The sequence below is a fragment of the Rhizobium sp. KDH_Rht_773_N genome (genome assembly GCF_052946295.1).
The window spans coordinates 180,872-199,913 of sequence record NZ_JBRFNB010000002.1; the positions used below are offsets into that span (position 1 = coordinate 180,872).

Here is a 19,042-nt window from a genome sequence, read left to right on the forward strand (position 1 = left end):
CCTGATTAAATTTGAGTTAAACACTCGACTTATTCGAGGCCATACCGCGGCAGCAAGGGCCGTGGCACGAGTGGGGTAATCTATGCGAGCGCAGACCAAAGGGCTCATCTTCAGGACATGTTTACTGGCAGGAACGGCCGTCGCCGGCATCATGGCGGCATCCTCCGCTCCTGCTCAGGATGCCAATCCGACGCAACTGGCGCCGATCGTCATCCAGGACGGCGATGACAGTGCCACCGGCCCGGTCAAAGGTTATGTCGCGAGGAACTCGTCTACCGGCTCCAAGAGCGATACGCCACTCAAGGAAATCCCGCAGTCGGTCTCCGTCATCGGCAAGCAGGAAATGGACGATCGCGGCATCACCAACAAGGTCGACGAGGCGCTGCTCTATACGCCCGGTGTCACCACCCAGCCCTTCGGCAACGATCCCGATACCGACTGGTTTTACATTCGCGGCTTCAACGCCACGCAGACCGGCGTTTTCTTCGACAACCTCAACCTCTTCAGCTACGGCTTCGGCGGCTTCCAGATCGACCCGTTCATGCTCGAGCGTGTGGAAGTTCTCAAAGGCCCGGCCTCCGTGCTTTACGGCGGCTCCAATCCGGGTGGCATCATCAATCTCGTGCGCAAGCGCCCGCTGGACGAGCCGTTGTATTACACAGATATCGGCATCAACAGTAACGGCAACGCCTTTACCGGCTTCGACATTTCCGACAAGGTCGGCTCCAGCGATACGATGACCTATCGCCTCACCGGCAAGGTCGCGGGCGGCGACAATTACTCGGATTTCTCGCATGATTTCCGCGGCTTCATCATGCCGCAGCTGAAGATCGCGCCTGACGACGCGACGAGCTTTACCGTCTGGAGTTATCTGGGCGGCCTGGACCAGGTCCATACTGGCAACGGCTTCTTCCCCTATGTCGGCACGGTCGTGGACGCACCCTTCGGCAAGATCCCGCGCGACGCCTTCTACGGCGAGCCCGACCTCGACGACGGCAGCTATGTCCAGAAGATGGTGGGATACGAATTCGAGCATGAATTCGACGGCGGCGTGAAATTCACCTCGAACTTCCGCTACGGCCACCTCGACAAGCATGAGCAAGGCCCATATCTCAACGGCTATGTCGGCGGGCCACCCGACTACGACCTTGCCCGCATCGGCTTCGAAGGCCGCTCCGGCGTCGATTCCGTCGGCATCGACAACCGCCTGGAGGGCGAGGCCGAACTCGGCGGCTCGACTCATAACCTGCTGGCCGGCATCGACTACAAGTACTACCGGCTGGACAACTGGCAGGCCTGCTGCGGCTCCAACCCGATCAGCGCAATCGATCCGGTCTACGGCACGCCCCAGGGCGCCAATTTCGTCTATGCCGATGGCATCGTCACCATGAAACAGATCGGCATCTACGCTCAGGATCAGATCCATTTCGGCGATGGCTGGCTGCTGACATTGAACGGCCGCTACGACCATGTCGATATCGATTCCGATGCCGCGATCGGAACGAGCTACAGCTTCGATGACGGCGCAGCCAGCGGTCGTGCCGGCCTTGCCTACGAGTTCGACAACGGCCTGACCCCTTATGTCAGTGTCGCAAGCTTCTTCAACCCCTTGATCGGCACCGGCATTTCCGGTCCTCTCAAGCCCGAGGAAGGCTATCAGATCGAAGGCGGCGTCAAATACGAGCCGACCTTCTTCGACGGAACGATCACCGCCTCTGTGTTCCAGATCGACAAGCGCAACAATGCCGTGACCAATCCGCTCACATTCGAGCAGAGCCAGCTCGGCAAGGTCCGCTCGCGCGGCTTCGAACTCGAGAGCAAAGTCAACGTCAACGACAACTGGAAGGTCACTGCCGGCCTCGACTATACCGATATGGAAGTGCTGGAAAACGAAGCCAATCCTCTCCTCATCGGCAAATCCCCCTATATCACGCCGAAGGTCAAGGCCTCGCTCTGGGTCGATTACCTCGTCACGACGGGCACGCTGGAGGGCCTGAGCTTCGGTGCCGGCGTCCGGCATCAGGGCTGGTCATGGGCAGACGAAAACAACACCGAGAAGGTGCCGGCCGCGACCGTATTCGACGCCGCAATCCGCTACGAGAAGGAAAACTGGGCCGCCTCGCTCAACGTCGCCAATCTCTTCGACAAGGAATATGTTTCAAGCTGCCAGGGCCTGACGGTCTGCGGTTACGGCGATGCCCGCACGGTCACTTTCAAGCTCAGCAAGAAATGGTAAGTTGACAAATCGAGTTCAGTTTTTCAGGAAGCTGCGATAAAGGGAGGGCTCGGCCCTCCCGAACCTTTGCAGCAAAGCCGGAGTTTCCTCGTGTCCACGCCCTTCCTGAACCTTGCCGGGATCGATTATGCGATCGGCAGCAGATCCATTCTCAACGGCATCGATCTGACGCTTGAGGCCGGCCGCATCTACGGGCTTGTCGGCCCGAACGGTTCCGGCAAGAGCACGCTTCTGAAAATCATTGCCCGGCAGATCGCCCCGAAGAGCGGCTCGATCTCTTTCGACGGCAAGGCCGCCGCCGATTGGGGCAGCCGCGCTTTTGCCCGCCACGTCGCCTACATGCCGCAATTTACGCCGGCGACCGACGGCATGACCGTGCGTGAGCTCGTGGCACTCGGCCGTTTCCCCTGGCACGGCACGCTCGGCCGTTTCAGCACCACCGACCGCGACATGGTCGAGGAAGCGATCGTCCGCACGGAGCTGGAGGATTTCGCAGACCGCCTTGTCGCGAGCATGTCCGGCGGCGAGCGTCAGCGCGCCTGGATCGCCATGATGCTGGCCCAGAACGCCCGCTGCCTGCTGCTCGACGAACCGACCTCGGCACTCGACCTTGCCCATCAGGCGAGCGTGCTCTCGCTGGTGCAGGAACTCAGCCATGAACGCGGGCTGACCGTGATCATCGTGCTGCACGACATCAATCTCGCCGCACGCTATTGCGATGCCATCATCGCGCTCAACCGTGGCCGGATCAGCGCCGAAGGCAAGCCTGTCGATATCATGCAGGCCGACAAGCTGCAGTCGATCTTCGGCGTCGGCATGGGCGTCTTCCCGCATCCGGTTCGCAACGAGCCGGTCAGCTACCTTTTGTAGACCATGGCATTGTTCTCGCGCAGGCAGTTTCTCGCCGCTGCGGCGGCCACGCTGTCGGCCCCCGCACTTCTGCGGGCGGGCGAAAGCCCGCGCGTGGCGACCCTTGATTGGGCTCTGCTGGAGACCCTGCTGGCGATCGGCGCCAATGTCGTTGCCGGAACGGAGTTGCGACAGTTCCGCGAAGTGGCGGTGACACCTGTTGCTCGCGATGACATTGCCGATCTTGGCCTGCGCGGCACGCCGAATTTCGAGGCGCTGCGCTTCGTCCGTCCGGACCTGATCTTCAATTCGAATTTCTACGCCTGGGCGGATGCCCGCATGCGGCCGATCGCCCCCGTGGAAAGCCATGCGATCTATAAACCGGGCGAAAGCCCTTACGTGCTTGCCGAACAGGCAACGCTCGCGATCGGCGAACGGCTGCAGCTGGCTGCCGCAAGGCAGCTCGCAGAAGAGCTTTCCGGCAGGCTCGACCGCTGCCGGGCGACCTTTGCTGCAGGCGACGGCCGCCCCGTGATCCCGATCAATCTCGGCGACAGCAGGCATTTCCGCGTCTTCGGCTCCGACAGCATGTTCGGCGAGGTTCTGAAACGTGTCGGCCTGACCAATGCCTGGCAGGGCGCGACCAGCTATTCGGCCGCCGCTCCTGTCGGCATCGAGACGCTGGCCTCGATGCCGGATGCCTGGATCGTCATGATCCCGCCGCATCCTGCCGATGCGCTTGCCGCACTTTCGACAAGTGCCTTCTGGAATGCGCTGCCGGCCGTGCGCGAGAAGCGGGTACTCGTGCTCGGCTCCATCAATCCCTATGGCGCACTGCCAGCTGCCATGCGTTTTGCCGATCTTCTTCGGGAAGGGCTTGCCCATGCATGGAACGGTTAGTCACGCAAGGCCAGCCCGCGGCGCCGGCATTCCCTTTGCCGCGGTTGCGCTTCCGGCCCTGTGCATCGCCGCCTTCGTGCTGTTGATCGCGACGCGCCCGCAGGTGCCGGGCGATGCGGCTCAGGCCGCCACCCTCGATGGCATCCTGCTCTGGAACAGTATCATGCCGCGGGCCGTCCTGACGCTGATTGCCGGTGCCGCACTCGGCCTCTCCGGCGCGCTGCTGCAACAGGTGCTGCGCAATCCGATTGCCGATGCCTCGACGCTCGGCATTGCGTCGGGCGCCGAGCTGGCGATGACGGCGGCGCTCAGCGTCTCGCCGCTGCTGATTGGCTTCCCGCGGGAGATCGTTGCCTTTGGCGGCGGGCTCGGTGCGGTCGCGATCGTGCTGGCACTCAGCTGGCGACGCGGGCTCGACCCCGTCACCGTGGCCCTGTCGGGCATGATCGTCAGCATGATCGCCGCAGCCTTGAGCGTCACGCTCATTCTGGCGCGCGGCGAATACGCCATGTCGATCTATATCTGGGGCGCCGGCTCGCTCAGCCAGCAGGACTGGAGCGGCGTGCTTTCGCTCGGTCCCCGCCTCATCCTCGGCTTTGCGGCGGCAATGCTTCTCGTGCGGCCACTTCGCATTCTGACGCTCGACGACACCAGCGCCAGGAGCCTCGGGCTGGCGCTGCACTCGGCACGATTTGCCATCCTCGCGCTCGCGGTCTGGCTTGCGGCCTCGGTCACGGCAGAGGTCGGCGTAATCGGCTTCCTCGGGCTGGCCGCCCCTGCAATTGCCCGGCTTTTCGGCGCGCGCAGCACCGCTACTCTGATGATATCGGCGCCGATAACAGGCGCCGGTCTGCTGCTCTTCACCGATTGTCTGATGCAGATCCTCGGTCCCGGCTTTACCGATCTCGCGCCGACGGGAGCTGCAACCGCCCTGCTCGGCGGCCCCCTGCTGCTCTTCCTGCTGCCGCGTCTGCATTCCGTTTCCTCCGCTGGCGCAGAGCCGGCACCGAGCTTGAGGCGGCTCACAAAGCCGCTTGCCGTACTGGCCGCACTTTGCGTCGCCATCCTGCTGCTCTTCGTCACTTTCCTCGCGCTCGGGCCGGCCGACGACGGCTGGCATGTCGCAACCGGCCCGCTATTCACCGACCTTCTGCCCTTCCGCCTGCCCCGCCTCATCGTCGCGGCTGGTGCCGGCGGCATGCTCGCGGCGGCCGGTTTCATCATGCAGCGGGTGACGGGCAATCCGATCGCAAGCCCGGAAGTGTTGGGTATCAGCAGCGGTGCAGGCGCAGGCCTGACGGTCGCGCTCTTTCTGTTCGGCTTTCCCCCGCCGGTCGTCATGCTGCCTGCCATGGCGCTCGGCGCGCTCGCGGCCTTTGCGGCCATGATCGCCATGTCCGCCCGCACGCAATTTTCGCCGGAGCGCATGCTGCTTGCGGGTGTCGGCATCGGCGCCTTTGCCATGGCAATCGTGACGATGGTGCTCGCGCAGGGCGACATGCGCGGCTACGTCCTGCTCACCTGGCTCTCCGGTTCGACCAATCGCGCCGGCGCCTTTGAAGCCTGGACGGCAGTGATCTCGCTCCTTGTGCTGGTGGCACCCTTGCCCTTCCTCGGCCGCTGGCTGACGATGCTGCCGCTCGGCAGCAATTCCAGCCGCGCACTCGGACTTCGCGTCGGGACAAGCCGTCTGGCGCTGGCGACGCTGGCGGCGCTGATGACGGCGATCGCCTCCTTCCTCGTCGGCCCGCTCAGCCTCACGGGGCTCATCGCACCGCATCTTGCCCGCCTTGCCGGTTTCCACCGGCCGGGCCAGCAGCTTGCTGCCAGCGTGCTCTTCGGAGCCGGTGTGTTGATGACGGCGGACTGGCTCTCGCGCATCGTCATCTACCCCTACCAGGTGCCGGTCGGTCTCTTCGCGGCGCTGATCGGCGGCCCCTACCTCATCTGGCTGCTCTCGCGAAAGGACATCAGGCAATGATGGCTGAACGTTTTACCGCATCCGGCGTCGCGATCGCCGTCGATCCCGGCAAGATGCTCGACGAGCTTTGCGCCCATTTCGTCGAACACAGCACCGTCAATCGCGACGGCGATCTCCTGACACTGGAGATGACAATCGGCAAGGCGGATATCCGCCATGAGGGGCGCGCGCTTGCTATCGAGCTTTCCTGCCGAAGCGCCCGGGCACTCCAGAACGTGCGATCGGTTCTTGCCGAACATCTCTTCGAGTTTGCCGGCGAAGACAGGCTGGAACTCACGTGGTCGGACGCGCCAAAAGCCGACCGCCTGCCGGACCTGCGCGAAATCCGCGTGGTCAGCGCCCGCAATATCAGCCCGCATATGCGGCGGGTGACCGTTGCCTGCGACGATGCCAGACATTTCGCGCACGGCGGCCTGCATTTCCGCCTGTTGATCCCGCCGAAGGGCCGTGTTCCGGTCTGGCCGAAACTGCGCGCAGACGGCCGCATCGAATGGGCAAAGGGCGAGGATGCGCTGACCGTGCGCATCTACACGTTCCGCAACATCAACCTGGAGCGTGGCGAGATCGATATCGATTTCGTGCTGCACGAGGGAGAGAACATGCCCGGCGCCGAATGGGCCGTGAATGCCAGGCCCGGCGACATCGCCGGTGCGCTCGGTCCCGGTGGCGGCGGGGTACCGGACGCCACATCGATGATCCTTGCCGGGGACGAGACGGCGCTGCCCGCTATTTCCCGCATGGCCGCGGAAATTCACGCGGGAACACGGCTGCGGATATTCCTCGAAGTCGACAGTCCTTCGGAAGAGCTGCCGCTGGTCTCCGCCGGTATCGTCGACCTCACCTGGATGCATCGCAATGGCGCACCCGCCGGCACGCTCGGCCTGGTCGAAGGCGCCATCAGGAACGCGCTGGCGGACGCTGATGGCGACACTTTCGTCTGGGCCGGCTGCGAACGGTCCGAGGCCAAGCGCATCCGGGATTTCCTGAAGACCGAGCGCGGCCACGACCGCCACAGGATGAGCATCGGCGCTTACTGGGAGCGGTAGATCCGTCTTACGCCTTTTCGCGGAACATCTCGATGATCGCGGAGAAATCCCGGCCGCCATTGCCGAGCTTTTCGAAGAGTGCGTAGAGCTGCGCGGCCTGCGCGCCAAGCGGTGTGGACGCCCCGCTCGCAAGTGCGGCCTCCTGGGAAAGCCTTAAGTCTTTCAGCATGAGTGCGGCGGCAAAACCCGGCTTGTAATCGTTGTTGGCCGGCGAGGTCGGCACGGGCCCCGGTACCGGGCAATAGGTGTTGATCGACCAGCATTGGCCGGATGAGGTGGAGGCGACGTCGAAGAGCGCCTGATGCGAGAGGCCGAGCTTTTCCGCAAGCGCGAAAGCTTCGCAGACGCCGACCATGGAAATGCCGAGGATCATGTTGTTGCAGATCTTTGCCGCCTGTCCGGCCCCCGCCTCGCCGCAATGGACGATCTTCTTGCCCATGGCCTCGAGGATCGGCCTCGCCTGGGCGAAAGCCTCTTCCGAGCCGCCGGCCATGAAGGTCAGCGTACCGGCGCTCGCGCCGCCCGTGCCGCCCGAAACCGGCGCATCGAGCGACAGGCAGCCCGCGGCTTTTGCCATTTCATGCGCCCTGCGGCTGCTTTCGACATCGATCGTCGAGCAATCGATGACGAGCGTGCCCTGCGCGGTCGATTGCAGGATATCGGTCCAGGCGGTCAGCACGTGCTTGCCCTGCGGCAGCATGGTGATGACCACTGCTGCCTCCTTGACCGCCTGGCTGGCGTGGCTGGCGGGCTTCACGCCGCTTTCCTCGGCCGCCTTCAGCACGGGAGCGGCCAGATCGAAACCCAGCACCTCGTGGCCGGCCTTGACGAGGTTGGCCGCCATCGGCCCGCCCATATTGCCGAGCCCGATAAATCCGATCCTTGCCATGGTCATCTCCTATCTGTTGTCTTCGAGGATCATGGCCGCCGCCTTTTCGGCGATCATGATCGTCGGCGAATTGGTATTGCCCGAGGTGATGGCCGGCATCACCGAAGCGTCGGCGATCCGGAGCTTTGCCAGCGCCCGCAATCTCAGCCGCGGATCGACGACACTTTCCCTGTCGATGCCCATGCGGCAGGTGCCGACAGGATGGAAGATCGTCGTGCCGATATCGCCGGCCGCCTTTTCCAGCTCGGCCTCGCTCTGATAGCTCGGCCCCGGCTTGAATTCCTCCGGACGAAACCGGGCGAAGGACGGTTGCGCCACGATCCGGCGTGTCAGCTTTATCGATCGAACAGCTATGTCGCGATCGCGCTGCGTCGAGAGGTATTTTGGCGCAATTGTCGGCTGGGCGGCAAAATCCGGGCTGGAGACATGCACTGAGCCGCGGCTTTCCGGCCGCAGATTGCAGACGCTCGCCGTGATCGCCGGAAAGGGGTGCACGGGATCGCCGAACTTGTCGAGCGAGACCGGCTGGACATGATATTGCAGGTCGGGCGTTTCCTTGTCGGGACCGGAACGCGTGAAAATGCCAAGCTGGCTGGGCGCCATCGCCATCGGGCCGGAGCGGCGCATGAGATACTCGAGCCCGATTGCCGCCTTTCCCATCAGCTTCGATGCCTTTTCGTTGAGCGTCGGCACGCCCGTCACCTTATAGGCCAGCCGAAGCTGCAGATGATCCTGCAGGTTCTCGCCGACGCCTTTCACTTCCGTCAGCACGTCGATCCCGGCCTGCTGCAGAACCTCGCCACGGCCGATGCCCGACAGTTCCAGAATATGCGGCGAGCCGATGGAGCCGGCCGACAGCACGGTTTCCTTCGTCGCATAGGCGCGTTTGGCCGCGCCGCCGTGCTGGAATTCGACGCCGACGACGGCTCCCTCCTCGATCAGCAACCGGCGCACCTGCGCCTTGGTCAGCACCTGGAGATTGCCGCGTTTCATGGCCGGTCGCAGAAAGGCCTTGGTCGTGTTCCAGCGGATGCCCGAGCGTTGGTTGACGTCAAAATAGCCGGAGCCTTCGTTGCTGCCGCGATTGAAATCCGCCGTTTCGGGAATGCCGGCCTCCTTGGCTGCCTGCTGGAAGGCGTCGAGCACATCCCAGCGCACGCGCGCCTTTTCGACGCGCCACTCGCCGCCGGCGCCATGCATGTCGTCCCCGCCCCTGTAATGGTCTTCCGACCGGCGGAAAAACGGCAGCACGTCGTCCCAGCCCCAGCCGATGCAGCCCATCTGCCGCCAGAGATCGTAGTCGCGGGCCTGGCCGCGCATATAGATCATGCCGTTGATCGACGAGCAGCCGCCGAGCACCTTGCCGCGCGGATAGTTCAGCGCCCGCCCGTTCAAGCCGTCCTCGGGCGCTGTCGTAAAACACCAGTCGGTGCGCGGATTGTTGATGCAATAGAGGTACCCGACGGGAATGTGGATCCAGTGGTAGTTGTCGTTGCCGCCCGCCTCCAGCAGCAGGACCCTTGCGTTACGGTCGGCCGACAGCCGGTTTGCGAGGACGCAGCCGGCGCTGCCTGCCCCGACGATGATATAGTCATAACGATCCATGGATCACGCACTCCGAAATGGCTGCATCCCGCCTCCCCCGTCCGAGGCAGAGGGAGGTGGGATTTCGCGGCGCCGCTGCACATCTTTCCCGTTGCAGGAAAGAAGGTCCGCCCGTTCAGCGGCGATAGACAAAGCCCAACATGCGCCCGAGCCGGGAGGCGTAGAATTCTCCGATGATGCCCCGGCGGAAGATCAGCACGCAGATCATGAAGACGACGCCCGTGATGATGGTCACCGGAAATTCCGAGGTCGCCAGATAATTCTGCAGCGCGACGACGAGGCCCGCACCGAAGACCGGTCCGATCAGGGTACCGATACCGCCGAGCAGCGTCATCAGGATCACCTCGCCCGACATCTGCCAGGCGACGTCCGTCAGCGTCGCAAACTGGAAGACGAGAGCCTTCACCGATCCCGCAAGGCCTGCAAGTGCCGCAGACATGACGAAGGCGCCAAGCTTGTAGCGCGCGACCGAATAGCCGAGCGAAATCGCCCGCTGCTCGTTCTCGCGGATCGATTTCAAAATCATGCCGAAGGGCGAATTGATGAAGCGCCAGATGATGAGCAGCCCGATCAGGAACACCGCCAGCACGAAATAATACATGTTGGTCGAGCTGTTGAGATCGATGAAGCCGAAGAGGTGGCCGCGCGGCACCGACTGGATACCGTCCTCGCCTTCGGTAAATTCCGCCTGCAGGCAGAAGAAGAAGAACATCTGCGACAGCGCCAGCGTGATCATGGCGAAATAGATGCCCTGCCGGCGGATCGCGAAGAAGCCCATGACGAGGCCAAGCAATGCCGCCCCGGCAACGCCGACGAGAATGCCGAGTTCCGGCGGGAAACCCCAGCTCTTCACGGTGTAGGCCGTGAAATAAGCCGCCCCGCCGAAAAACGTCGCGTGGCCGAAGGACAGCAGCCCCGTATAGCCGAGCAGCAGGTTGAAGGCGCAGGCAAAAAGCGCAAAGCAGAGCAGCTTCATCAGGAAGATCGGGTAGAAGAAGAAGGGCGCAAGCAGCAGAAGCAAGAGCCCGATGATCAGGAACCCGGTCTGCACCGAAAGGGCGGTGCGGCTTTTTTCCGTGCGGATGGTTTCGGTGATGTCAGCCATGTCACGCATCCCGGCCGAAGAGGCCCGCGGGCCTGATGAGAAGCACGATCGCCATGATGACGAAGATGACGATGTTGGAGGCTTCCGGATAGAAGACCTTGGTCAGGCCCTCCGCGATGCCGAGCACATAGCCGGTGATGATGGCGCCCATGATCGAGCCCATGCCGCCGACGACGACCACCGCGAAGACGACGATGATCATGTTCGAACCCATCAGCGGCGAGACCTGATAGATGGGTGCGGCGAGTACGCCGGCGAAGGCGGCAAGCGCCGCTCCGAGCGCATAGGTGAAGGTCAGAAGGACCGGCACATTGACGCCGAAGACCTGTACGAGCGTGGCATTTTCCGTTGCCGAACGCAGATAGGCGCCGAGCTTGGTCTTTTCGATCAGCAGCCAGGTACCGATGCAGACGACAAGCGAGACGACCACCACCCAGCCGCGATAGATCGGCAGGAACATGAAGCCGAGATTCGTCCCGCCCGCCAAAGCAGGCGGCGTTGCGTAGGGCTGGCCGGAGGAGCCGTAGAGGTAACGGAAGGTGCCTTCGACCGCGAGCGCCAGGCCGAAGGTGAAAAGCAGGCCATAGAGCGGATCGAGATCATACAGCCGACGCAGGAACAGCCGCTCGACGACGGCGCCCGCAAGCCCGACGATGACGGGCGCCACGATCAGCGACGGCCAGTAGCCGATGCCGAGGTAGTTCAGGAGCAGATAGGCGACGAAAGCGCCGAGCATATACTGGACACCGTGCGCGAAGTTGATGACGCGCAACAGGCCGAAAATGATCGCAAGACCGAGGCTCAGCAGCGCATAGAAGGAGCCGTTGATCAGGCCGATCAGCAGCTGGCCGAACAGCGCCTGCAGGGGAATGCCGAAGATCGTCGTCATCGCGTCACACTCCCAGAACCTTGTGCAGCACATCCATGCGCTGCGGCAGTTCGCCGACAGGGAACTCCGAGACCATCCGGCCATGATCCATCAGATAGAAACGATCGGCAATACGGCTTGCAAAACGGAAATTCTGCTCGACGAGCACGATGGTCATGCCGCGCTCCTTCAGTGCCTTCAACACTTCGCCGATGCGCTGCACGATAACGGGCGCCAGCCCTTCCGTCGGTTCGTCGAGCAGCAGCATGCGCACGCCGGTGCGCAGGATGCGAGCGATCGCCAGCATCTGCTGCTCGCCGCCGGAAAGTTTGGTGCCGGAACTCGTGCGCCGCTCGTAGAGATTCGGAAAGAGCTCGTAGATTTCGTCGAGGCTCATGCCGCCGGGTGCGACGACGGGCGGCAGCATCAGGTTTTCCGAAACCGTCAGCGTCGCAAAGATGCCGCGCTCCTCCGGGACGAAACCAATGCCCTTGTGCGCCGTCCTGTGCAGCGGCACCTGCATCATGTCCGTGCCGGCAAAGCTGATCTTTCCCCTGCGGGAATGCACGATGCCGGTGATGGTGCGCAGCGTCGTCGTCTTGCCGACGCCGTTGCGGCCGAGAATGGTGATCGTCTCACCCTCGCCGACAGTCATGTCGATACCGTGCAGAATATGGCTCTCGCCATACCAGGCGTTCAGGCCCTGGACTTCGAGAAGGGCCGCCATCAGTGGTGTTCCTCCGTCCCCATATAGGCCTCGCGTACGCGCTCGTCCTGGCTGACGGTCGCGTAGTCGCCCTCGGCAAGGATTTCGCCGCGCTGCAGCACGGTGACCTGCTGGCAGATATTGGCGACGACCGAGAGATTGTGCTCGACCATCAACACCGCGCGGTCGCGCGCGACGTCTCGGATGATGGCGGAAACGACGCTGACATCCTCCTGCCCCATGCCGGCCATCGGCTCGTCGAGCAGCAGCACTTTCGGATCAAGCGCCAGCGTGGTGGCGATTTCGAGCACGCGCTTGCGGCCATAGGAGAGGTCGGCGGCAATATGATCGCGCTCCTTGGAAAGCCCGACGCTGGCAAGCAATTGCTCGGCCCGGTCGTTGAGGCTGTCGAGCGCCGAAATCGGCCGCCAGAACTGCGTGGAAAGATTGTTCGGCCGCTGCAGAGCAACCCGGACATTGTCGAGTACGGAAAGATGCGGGAAAACAGCCGAGATCTGGAAGGAGCGGACAAGACCCATGCGCGCCACGCGGTCGGGCGGCGTTCGGGTAATATCCGTCCCCATCAGCGTGATTGTGCCCGATGTCGGCTGCAGGAACTTGGTGAGCAAATTGAACACGGTCGTCTTGCCGGCGCCGTTCGGCCCGATCAGCGCATGCACGCTCGCATCATGCACATCGAGATCGACATTCTTGACGGCCGTGAAGCCGCCGAAATCGCGGCGCAGGCCGCGGGCGGAAAGCACCACCCGCGGCTTGGCCCCAGTTTCAATCGCGGAAACCGCCATCGCTCAGTTCACCAGATTGCAACCGCTCTTGGCGGGATCGATGTAAGCCTCCTTGCCCGGAATGGTGGCGAGGACATTGAAATAGTCCCACGGCTCCTTGCTTTCCGACGGCTTCTTGACCTGCAGCAGGTACATGTCGTGGATCATGCGGCCGTTCGGACCAACCGTGCCGCCACGGCCGAAAACGTCGTCGACGGGCATTTGGTGGAGCTGCTTGGCGACGGCTTCGGTTTCATCCGTGCCGGCCTTCTGGATCGCCTTCAGATATTGCAGCACGGCCGAGTAGGTGCCAGTGTGGACCATGTTCGGCATCTTGCCGGTACGGGCAAAGAACTTCTTGCCGAATTCGCGGCTCTGGTCGTCCCGGTTCCAGTAATAGCCTTCGGTCAGCGTCAGGCCCTGCGCCGCTTCCATGCCAAGACCATGAACTTCGGCAAGCGTGAAGAGCAGGGCTGCCAGGTGCTGGCCCCCCTGGGTGATGCCGAATTCGGCCGCCTGCTTGATGGCGTTCGACGTATCGAGACCGGCATTGGCAAGGCCGATGACCTTGGCGCCTGACGACTGCGCCTGCAGCAGGAAGGACGAGAAATCCTGCGTGGACAGGGGATGGCGCACCGAACCGACGACCGTGCCGCCGCTCGCCTTCACGTAGTCGGTGGTCTGCTGTTCCAGCGAATAGCCGAAAGCGTAGTCCGCCGTCAGGAAGAACCAGCTGTCGCCACCCTGCTTGACGAGCGCCCCGCCGGTGCCGACGGCCAGAGCATGGGTGTCATAGGCCCAATGGAAGCCGTAGGGCGAGCAGGCCTTGCCGGTGAGGTCGGTCGTCGCGGCACCGGTCACGATGTCGATCTTCTTCTTTTCCTTGGCGATGGCCTGCACGGCAAGCGCCACGGAGGAGGTCGTCAGTTCCATGATGGCATCGACCTGCTCGGTGTCATACCACTGGCGGGCAATGTTGGAGGCAATATCGGGCTTGTTCTGGTGGTCGGCATCGACGATCTCGATCGGCATGTCGAGCACCTTGCCGCCGAAGTCCTCGACGGCCATTTTCGCAGCCTCGACGGAGGACTTGCCACCGAAGTCGGCATAGACGCCCGACTGGTCGTTCAAAATGCCAATCTTGACCTTGCCATCGGAAATGGCAGCACTTTGGGCAAACACGGCGGTGCTGCTTGCAAGCAGAAATGCAACGGACGCAATGAGATTCTTTCGCATAGTCTCTCCTCCCAGAGATTGGCCAGATTGCGAATCTGTTCAAATTTGGCGACCAACCCTCCTCAAAGCGGCCGCTCCGCCCCTACGATCACGGAATTTCCTCCATGAGGCAACTGGCGGTTTACATCTAATTCCAAACAGTATCTGTTCGTTTTTGAACAGAATCCGTCATAATGCCGCTCCAGCGACAGTCCCGACGCGCTGCTTGCCGGGCTGCATTAGACCAAAGACGTAGACCGATGGACGACGCCGATGAGCCATGCATCGCAATTTACCTGGGACGATCTGCAGTTTTTTCTAGCCGTCGCCCGCACCGGCCAGCTGTCGACCGCCGCGCGGCAGCTGCGCTCCAGCCATGCGACTGTCTCGCGACGCATAGACCGGCTGGAGTTTGCGCTGAAGGTCAAGCTCTTCGAGCGCAACCCGCGCGGCTATGTGCTGACCGCCATGGGCACGCGCTTTGTCGAAACCGCCGAGAGGATGGAACAGGAAACGGAACGGCTGCGGGCCGATCTCGCCGACGGATCGCTCAGCCAGCGCGGCCTCGTGCGCCTCAGCGCTCCGGAAGGTTTCGCCAATTTCTTCTTTGCGACCGTCCTGCCGCAATTTGCCGCCCGTCATCCGCATCTGGCGCTGGAACTCGTCACCATCCAGCAGATCATGTCGCTTTCCCGCAAGGAGGCGGATATTTCCGTCGTCCTGGACGAGCCGAAGGGCGGCCCCTATTTCGTGGAAAAGCTGACGGACTATCATCTGCAGGTCTATGCCTCGCGCGATTATCTTGCGCGCTCCGAGCCGATCAGGACACGTGGCGACCTGCTGAACCACCCCTTCATCAGCTATATCGAGGAGATGATCTTCGCACCGGGGCTCGACTATCTCGGCGACGTGCATCCGCGCATCAAACCGCAATTCCAGAGCTCCAGCATCTTCGCGCAGCTGACGGCCACCAGAAACGGCCTTGGCCTCGGCATCCTGCCCTATTTCTTTGCCTGCCGTTATCCCGAGCTGGTGCGCGTGCTGCCAGACGAGATCGATCTCAAGCGCCACTACTGGATCACCTGCCACAAGGATTTGAGGCAGGCGCCGCGGGTGCGCGCCGTGATCGATTTCCTGCGTGAAGCCGTGCGCAGCGAGGACGCGCGTTTCATCCCGCCCTATATCGGCGCGGCGGCTCGAAAGACGAAGGCCGAAGGCTGACTATTTCAGGAATTCGGCGCGGTGGGGCGTGAACGTGTCGATCAGCCGGCCTTTTTCCAGCGCCTTGACGCCATGCACAAGATTGGGCGGCACGATGAAGCTGCCGCCCTGCCGCAGCACTTCGGTGCGCCCGTCGATCGTGACCTCGAAGCTGCCTTCGGCAACATAGCTTGCCTGGATATGCGGATGGGAATGGGCCGCACCGACGGCGCCGGATTCGAAGGCGACCTCTACCATCATCATCTCCGGCAGATAGGTCATGATGCGGCGCGTCACACCCGGCTCGGGGTTCACCCATTCGGCGCCTTCGGCCGATACGAAAAGATCGCTCGCTGACATTGTCTGCCTCCTCCAAGAATCTGTCGCGCGCAAACTGGCGCAGCTGCTGCCGTTTGAAAAGATGGGTTTTGCATCTTCGGCGCGATCGCCGCCTTGTTGACGCCGCAAACGGGCGGGTCTATGCGACCTTCAATCAGGCATGGCTGAACAATGGCCCCTGAACAGCGGCGAGGAGACTGGACATGCAGCATACGCGCGAGGTTTTCGACTGGGCCGATCCCTTCCGGCTGGCGGAGCAGCTGACCGACGAGGAGCGCATGGTGCAGGAAACAGCCCATGCCTATGCGCAGGAAAAGCTTGAACCGCGCGTGCTCGAAGCCTTCCGGCACGAAAAGACCGATCCCCGGATTTTCCGCGAGATGGGCGAACTCGGCCTGCTCGGCCCGACGATCGCTCCGGAATACGGCGGCGCCGGCCTCGGCTACGTCGCGTACGGCCTGATCGCCCGCGAAGTGGAGCGCGTCGACAGCGGCTACCGTTCGATGATGAGCGTGCAGTCTTCGCTCGTCATGGTGCCGATCGACGCATTCGGCTCCGAGGAGCAGAAGAAGAAATATCTGCCCAAGCTTGCGACCGGCGAATGGATCGGCTGCTTTGGCCTCACCGAGCCCAATCACGGCTCCGATCCGGGCTCCATGGCAACACGGGCCAAGACAGTCGATGGCGGCTACAGCCTGACCGGTTCCAAGACCTGGATCTCCAACGCTCCGATCGCCGACGTTTTTGTCGTCTGGGCAAAGACCGAGGATGGCCTCATCCGCGGCTTCGTTCTGGAAAAGGGCTGGAAGGGCCTCTCGGCACCGAAGATCCAGGGCAAGGTCGGGCTTCGTGCCTCGATCACGGGCGAAGTGGTCATGGACAATGTCTTCGTACCGGAAGAAAACCTGCTGCCCAAGGTCAGCGGCCTCAAGGGGCCGTTTACCTGCCTCAACTCCGCCCGTTTCGGCATCGCCTGGGGTGCGCTCGGTGCGGCTGAAGCCTGCTATGCCACGGCCCGACAATATACGCTGGACCGCCAGCAATTCGGCCGGCCGCTCGCCGCCAACCAGCTGATCCAGAAGAAGCTTGCCGATATGGCAACGGAAATCTCGCTTGGGCTGCAGGGATGTCTGCGCCTGGGACGCATGAAGGAAGAGGGCCATCCGCCCGTGGAACTGACCTCCATCCTCAAGCGCAATTCCTGCGGCAAGGCACTGGAGATTGCCCGTGCGGCCCGTGACATGCTTGGCGGCAACGGCATTTCCGACGAATTCGGCGTCGCCCGCCACCTCGTCAATCTCGAAGTGGTCAATACCTACGAGGGAACGCATGACATTCATGCGCTCATCCTCGGCCGCGCGATCACGGGCATTGCGGCCTTCTCCAACTGATTCAATCGCGCGCAAGGCGAATTGCAACCTGGATGACAATGTGCAAACCTTCCCTTGCCGCGGCAGAGAGGCCGGCGGCTCAAGGGGGATCTGCGCATGTTTCTGCTGCTCGCACTTCTGATCGGCATCGTTGCCGGTCTTCGCGCCATGACCGCGCCTGCAGCCATCGCCTGGGGCGCGGCACTCGGCTGGTTCGATATCTCTCAGACGCCGCTCGCCTTCATGGGCTACCGGTGGACGCCGTGGGTCTTTACGGCCCTTGCCGTCATTGAACTCATTACAGATCAGTTGCCGACCACGCCTTCGCGCAAGGTTCCGATCCAGTTCGGCACCCGCATCATCGTCGGCGCGCTGTGCGGCGCCGTCATCGGTGCCGCAAACAGTCTGCTCTTCGGCGGCCTGATCGCGGGCGTCATCGGTGCCGTCATCGGCACGCTCGGCGGTGCGGCCGCCCGCGCCAGGCTCGCAGCCTCCTTCGGCCAGGATCGCCCGGCAGCCCTGATCGAGGATGCCGTCGCCGTCATCGGCGCCCTTATTATCGCGTGGGCAGTCTGATGAAGAGCTTCGACGCAATTTTCATCGGCGCCGGCCAGTCCGGCCCGTTCCTCGCCGCCCGCATGGCGGAAAAAGGCATGAAGGTGGCGCTGATCGAACGCAAGTTCCTCGGCGGCACCTGCGTCAATGCAGGCTGCATGCCCACGAAGACGCTGGTCGCCAGCGCGCGCGCCGCCCATGTGGCGCGACGCGGCGCCGAGTACGGGGTGCAGATCTCGGGCGAAATCGCAATCGACATGAAGACCGTGCGCAATCGGGCAGAGACGATCATCGCGAATGCCCGCAACGGTTTGGGCGGCTGGTTCGCCGGCATGAAAACCATGACCGTCATCTACGGCCATGCCCGCTTCACGGGTCCGAAAGAAATCGTCGTCAACGGCGAGACGCTGACGGCGCCGAAGATCTTCCTCAATGTCGGCGCGCGCCCGACCATCCCCGACATGCCGGGCCTTGCCGATATCGACTATCTGACCAGCACCGGCATCATCCATCTCGACAGCCTGCCGAGCCATCTCGTCATCGTCGGCGGCAGCTATATCGGCCTGGAATTCGCACAGATGTATCGGCGTTTCGGCGCGGAGGTGACGGTGATCGAGCGCGGCCCGAAGCTCGCCTCCCGCGAGGATGAGGACATTTCCGACGCGATCGCCGATATCCTGACGTCCGAGGGCATAAGGATCCATACCGACGTCAAGGACATCCGCTTCGCCAGGAGCGCCGATGGCGCAACCGTAACGGTCGATTCCAAGACGATCGAGGCAAGCCACGTGCTTGTCGCCACCGGCCGGACGCCGAATACCGACGACCTCGGGCTCGATGCCGCGGGCGTCGCCGTCGACAAGCGCGGCTTCATCACAGTCGACGACCGGCTGGCCACCAACGTGGAAGGCATCTGGGCGCTTGGCGACTGCAACGGCCACGGCGCCTTCACCCATACGTCCTACAATGATTTCGAGATTGCCGCTGCCAATCTGCTCGACGGCGGCGACCGCAGGGTTTCGAGCCGCATTCTCGCCTACGCCCTCTATATCGACCCGCCGCTCGGCCGCGTCGGCATGACGGAAAAGCAGGCGCGCGCCTCCGGCCGCAAGATCATGGTCTCGACCCGCCCGATGAGCCGTGTCGGCCGCGCCAACGAGCGCGGTGAAACCAAGGGCTTCATGAAGGTGGTTGCGGATGCGGAAACCAAGGAAATCCTGGGTGCCGCCATCCTCGGCATCGAGGGCGACGAAGCGATTCACGGCTTCATCGACGCCATGAATGCCGGCACGACCTATCCGGCACTGCAATGGTCCGTGCCGATCCACCCGACGGTTTCAGAACTGATCCCGACGCTGCTGGGTGACCTGAAGGCGGTCTGATCCGCCGGAAC

At 63.0% G+C, this 19,042-nt stretch carries 17 protein-coding genes; 9 read left to right on the forward strand and 8 right to left on the reverse strand.

What is annotated here, in order from left to right:
- Positions 1-82 precede the first annotated feature (82 nt).
- The 5 genes from ACU8HS_RS22795 (at position 83) to ACU8HS_RS22815 (ending at position 7,012) form a co-directional block, all read left to right on the forward strand.
- Positions 83-2,236, forward strand: a complete 2,154-nt coding sequence (locus ACU8HS_RS22795) for a TonB-dependent siderophore receptor (RefSeq protein WP_112755303.1) — start codon at positions 83-85, stop codon at positions 2,234-2,236.
- Positions 2,237-2,326: 90 nt separating this feature from the next.
- Positions 2,327-3,106, forward strand: coding sequence for an ABC transporter ATP-binding protein (locus tag ACU8HS_RS22800; RefSeq protein ID WP_112703455.1), 780 nt, complete (start codon positions 2,327-2,329; stop codon positions 3,104-3,106).
- A gap of 3 nt (positions 3,107-3,109) precedes the next feature.
- Positions 3,110-3,985 (forward strand): ABC transporter substrate-binding protein, encoded by an 876-nt coding sequence (locus ACU8HS_RS22805; protein WP_447016255.1) that lies wholly within the window; start codon positions 3,110-3,112, stop codon positions 3,983-3,985.
- Entirely contained in the window at positions 3,969-5,966 is a 1,998-nt protein-coding gene (fhuB, locus tag ACU8HS_RS22810) for a Fe(3+)-hydroxamate ABC transporter permease FhuB (protein WP_447016256.1), read from the forward strand. Before ACU8HS_RS22805 ends, fhuB begins: the two co-directional genes overlap by 17 nt.
- On the forward strand, positions 5,963-7,012 hold the full coding sequence (locus ACU8HS_RS22815) for a DUF2218 domain-containing protein (RefSeq protein WP_447016257.1): 1,050 nt from the start codon (positions 5,963-5,965) through the stop codon (positions 7,010-7,012). The genes fhuB and ACU8HS_RS22815 overlap by 4 nt, the downstream gene beginning before the upstream one ends.
- Before the next feature lie 7 nt (positions 7,013-7,019).
- On the opposite strand, the gene mmsB is transcribed toward ACU8HS_RS22815, so the two are convergent.
- The 7 genes from mmsB to ACU8HS_RS22850 form a co-directional block, all read right to left on the reverse strand.
- The gene (mmsB, locus tag ACU8HS_RS22820) at positions 7,020-7,901 is read right to left on the reverse strand and encodes a 3-hydroxyisobutyrate dehydrogenase (RefSeq protein ID WP_447016258.1); all 882 of its coding nucleotides are present in this window, start codon (positions 7,899-7,901) and stop codon (positions 7,020-7,022) included.
- 9 nt (positions 7,902-7,910) lie between these two features.
- Positions 7,911-9,506 (reverse strand): GMC family oxidoreductase, encoded by a 1,596-nt coding sequence (locus tag ACU8HS_RS22825; RefSeq protein WP_112703451.1) that lies wholly within the window; start codon positions 9,504-9,506, stop codon positions 7,911-7,913.
- Positions 9,507-9,621: 115 nt separating this feature from the next.
- Complete coding sequence (locus ACU8HS_RS22830; protein WP_112755287.1) at positions 9,622-10,611, reverse strand: branched-chain amino acid ABC transporter permease; 990 nt, start codon at positions 10,609-10,611, stop codon at positions 9,622-9,624.
- A 1-nt stretch (position 10,612) separates the two neighbouring features.
- The gene (locus tag ACU8HS_RS22835) at positions 10,613-11,500 is read right to left on the reverse strand and encodes a branched-chain amino acid ABC transporter permease (RefSeq protein WP_112570324.1); all 888 of its coding nucleotides are present in this window, start codon (positions 11,498-11,500) and stop codon (positions 10,613-10,615) included.
- A 4-nt stretch (positions 11,501-11,504) separates the two neighbouring features.
- The gene (locus ACU8HS_RS22840; RefSeq protein ID WP_447016259.1) at positions 11,505-12,206 is read right to left on the reverse strand and encodes an ABC transporter ATP-binding protein; all 702 of its coding nucleotides are present in this window, start codon (positions 12,204-12,206) and stop codon (positions 11,505-11,507) included.
- Positions 12,206-12,991: an ABC transporter ATP-binding protein gene (locus tag ACU8HS_RS22845; RefSeq protein ID WP_447016260.1), complete on the reverse strand. Its 786-nt coding sequence runs from the start codon at positions 12,989-12,991 to the stop codon at positions 12,206-12,208. The genes ACU8HS_RS22840 and ACU8HS_RS22845 overlap by 1 nt, the downstream gene beginning before the upstream one ends.
- Before the next feature lie 3 nt (positions 12,992-12,994).
- Entirely contained in the window at positions 12,995-14,206 is a 1,212-nt protein-coding gene (locus tag ACU8HS_RS22850) for an ABC transporter substrate-binding protein (protein ID WP_112570330.1), read from the reverse strand.
- 252 nt (positions 14,207-14,458) lie between these two features.
- Here ACU8HS_RS22850 and ACU8HS_RS22855 point away from each other — a divergent pair, with 252 nt between their 5' ends.
- Positions 14,459-15,406 (forward strand): LysR family transcriptional regulator, encoded by a 948-nt coding sequence (locus tag ACU8HS_RS22855; RefSeq protein WP_447016261.1) that lies wholly within the window; start codon positions 14,459-14,461, stop codon positions 15,404-15,406.
- Here ACU8HS_RS22855 and ACU8HS_RS22860 read toward each other — a convergent pair whose 3' ends face one another.
- Positions 15,407-15,745, reverse strand: coding sequence for a cupin domain-containing protein (locus ACU8HS_RS22860; protein WP_112570334.1), 339 nt, complete (start codon positions 15,743-15,745; stop codon positions 15,407-15,409).
- A gap of 182 nt (positions 15,746-15,927) precedes the next feature.
- Between ACU8HS_RS22860 and ACU8HS_RS22865 the strand changes: the two genes are divergently transcribed.
- The 3 genes from ACU8HS_RS22865 to ACU8HS_RS22875 all read left to right on the forward strand — a co-directional run bounded on the left by ACU8HS_RS22865 (position 15,928) and on the right by ACU8HS_RS22875 (position 19,031).
- Entirely contained in the window at positions 15,928-17,115 is a 1,188-nt protein-coding gene (locus ACU8HS_RS22865; protein WP_112570336.1) for an acyl-CoA dehydrogenase, read from the forward strand.
- A 96-nt stretch (positions 17,116-17,211) separates the two neighbouring features.
- Entirely contained in the window at positions 17,212-17,670 is a 459-nt protein-coding gene (locus tag ACU8HS_RS22870; protein WP_112570338.1) for a DUF4126 family protein, read from the forward strand.
- Positions 17,670-19,031 carry an FAD-containing oxidoreductase gene (locus tag ACU8HS_RS22875; protein ID WP_447016262.1) on the forward strand — a complete coding sequence of 454 codons (1,362 nt, stop codon included), beginning with the start codon at positions 17,670-17,672 and terminating at the stop codon, positions 19,029-19,031. The genes ACU8HS_RS22870 and ACU8HS_RS22875 overlap by 1 nt, the downstream gene beginning before the upstream one ends.
- Positions 19,032-19,042 lie beyond the last annotated feature (11 nt).

Bases quoted from the DNA above. Each gene is read 5' to 3' on its own strand.
- ACU8HS_RS22795 (WP_112755303.1), top strand. From the start codon at position 83: ATGCGAGCGCAGACCAAAGGGCTCATCTTCAGGACATGTTTACTGGCA.
- ACU8HS_RS22805 (WP_447016255.1), top strand. From the start codon at position 3,110: ATGGCATTGTTCTCGCGCAGGCAGTTTCTCGCCGCTGCGGCGGCCACG.
- fhuB (WP_447016256.1), top strand. From the start codon at position 3,969: ATGCATGGAACGGTTAGTCACGCAAGGCCAGCCCGCGGCGCCGGCATT.
- ACU8HS_RS22815 (WP_447016257.1), top strand. From the start codon at position 5,963: ATGATGGCTGAACGTTTTACCGCATCCGGCGTCGCGATCGCCGTCGAT.
- mmsB (WP_447016258.1), bottom strand. From the start codon at position 7,901: ATGGCAAGGATCGGATTTATCGGGCTCGGCAATATGGGCGGGCCGATG.
- ACU8HS_RS22825 (WP_112703451.1), bottom strand. From the start codon at position 9,506: ATGGATCGTTATGACTATATCATCGTCGGGGCAGGCAGCGCCGGCTGC.
- ACU8HS_RS22830 (WP_112755287.1), bottom strand. From the start codon at position 10,611: ATGGCTGACATCACCGAAACCATCCGCACGGAAAAAAGCCGCACCGCC.
- ACU8HS_RS22835 (WP_112570324.1), bottom strand. From the start codon at position 11,500: ATGACGACGATCTTCGGCATTCCCCTGCAGGCGCTGTTCGGCCAGCTG.
- ACU8HS_RS22840 (WP_447016259.1), bottom strand. From the start codon at position 12,206: ATGGCGGCCCTTCTCGAAGTCCAGGGCCTGAACGCCTGGTATGGCGAG.
- ACU8HS_RS22845 (WP_447016260.1), bottom strand. From the start codon at position 12,991: ATGGCGGTTTCCGCGATTGAAACTGGGGCCAAGCCGCGGGTGGTGCTT.
- ACU8HS_RS22850 (WP_112570330.1), bottom strand. From the start codon at position 14,206: ATGCGAAAGAATCTCATTGCGTCCGTTGCATTTCTGCTTGCAAGCAGC.
- ACU8HS_RS22855 (WP_447016261.1), top strand. From the start codon at position 14,459: ATGAGCCATGCATCGCAATTTACCTGGGACGATCTGCAGTTTTTTCTA.
- ACU8HS_RS22860 (WP_112570334.1), bottom strand. From the start codon at position 15,745: ATGTCAGCGAGCGATCTTTTCGTATCGGCCGAAGGCGCCGAATGGGTG.
- ACU8HS_RS22865 (WP_112570336.1), top strand. From the start codon at position 15,928: ATGCAGCATACGCGCGAGGTTTTCGACTGGGCCGATCCCTTCCGGCTG.
- ACU8HS_RS22870 (WP_112570338.1), top strand. From the start codon at position 17,212: ATGTTTCTGCTGCTCGCACTTCTGATCGGCATCGTTGCCGGTCTTCGC.
- ACU8HS_RS22875 (WP_447016262.1), top strand. From the start codon at position 17,670: ATGAAGAGCTTCGACGCAATTTTCATCGGCGCCGGCCAGTCCGGCCCG.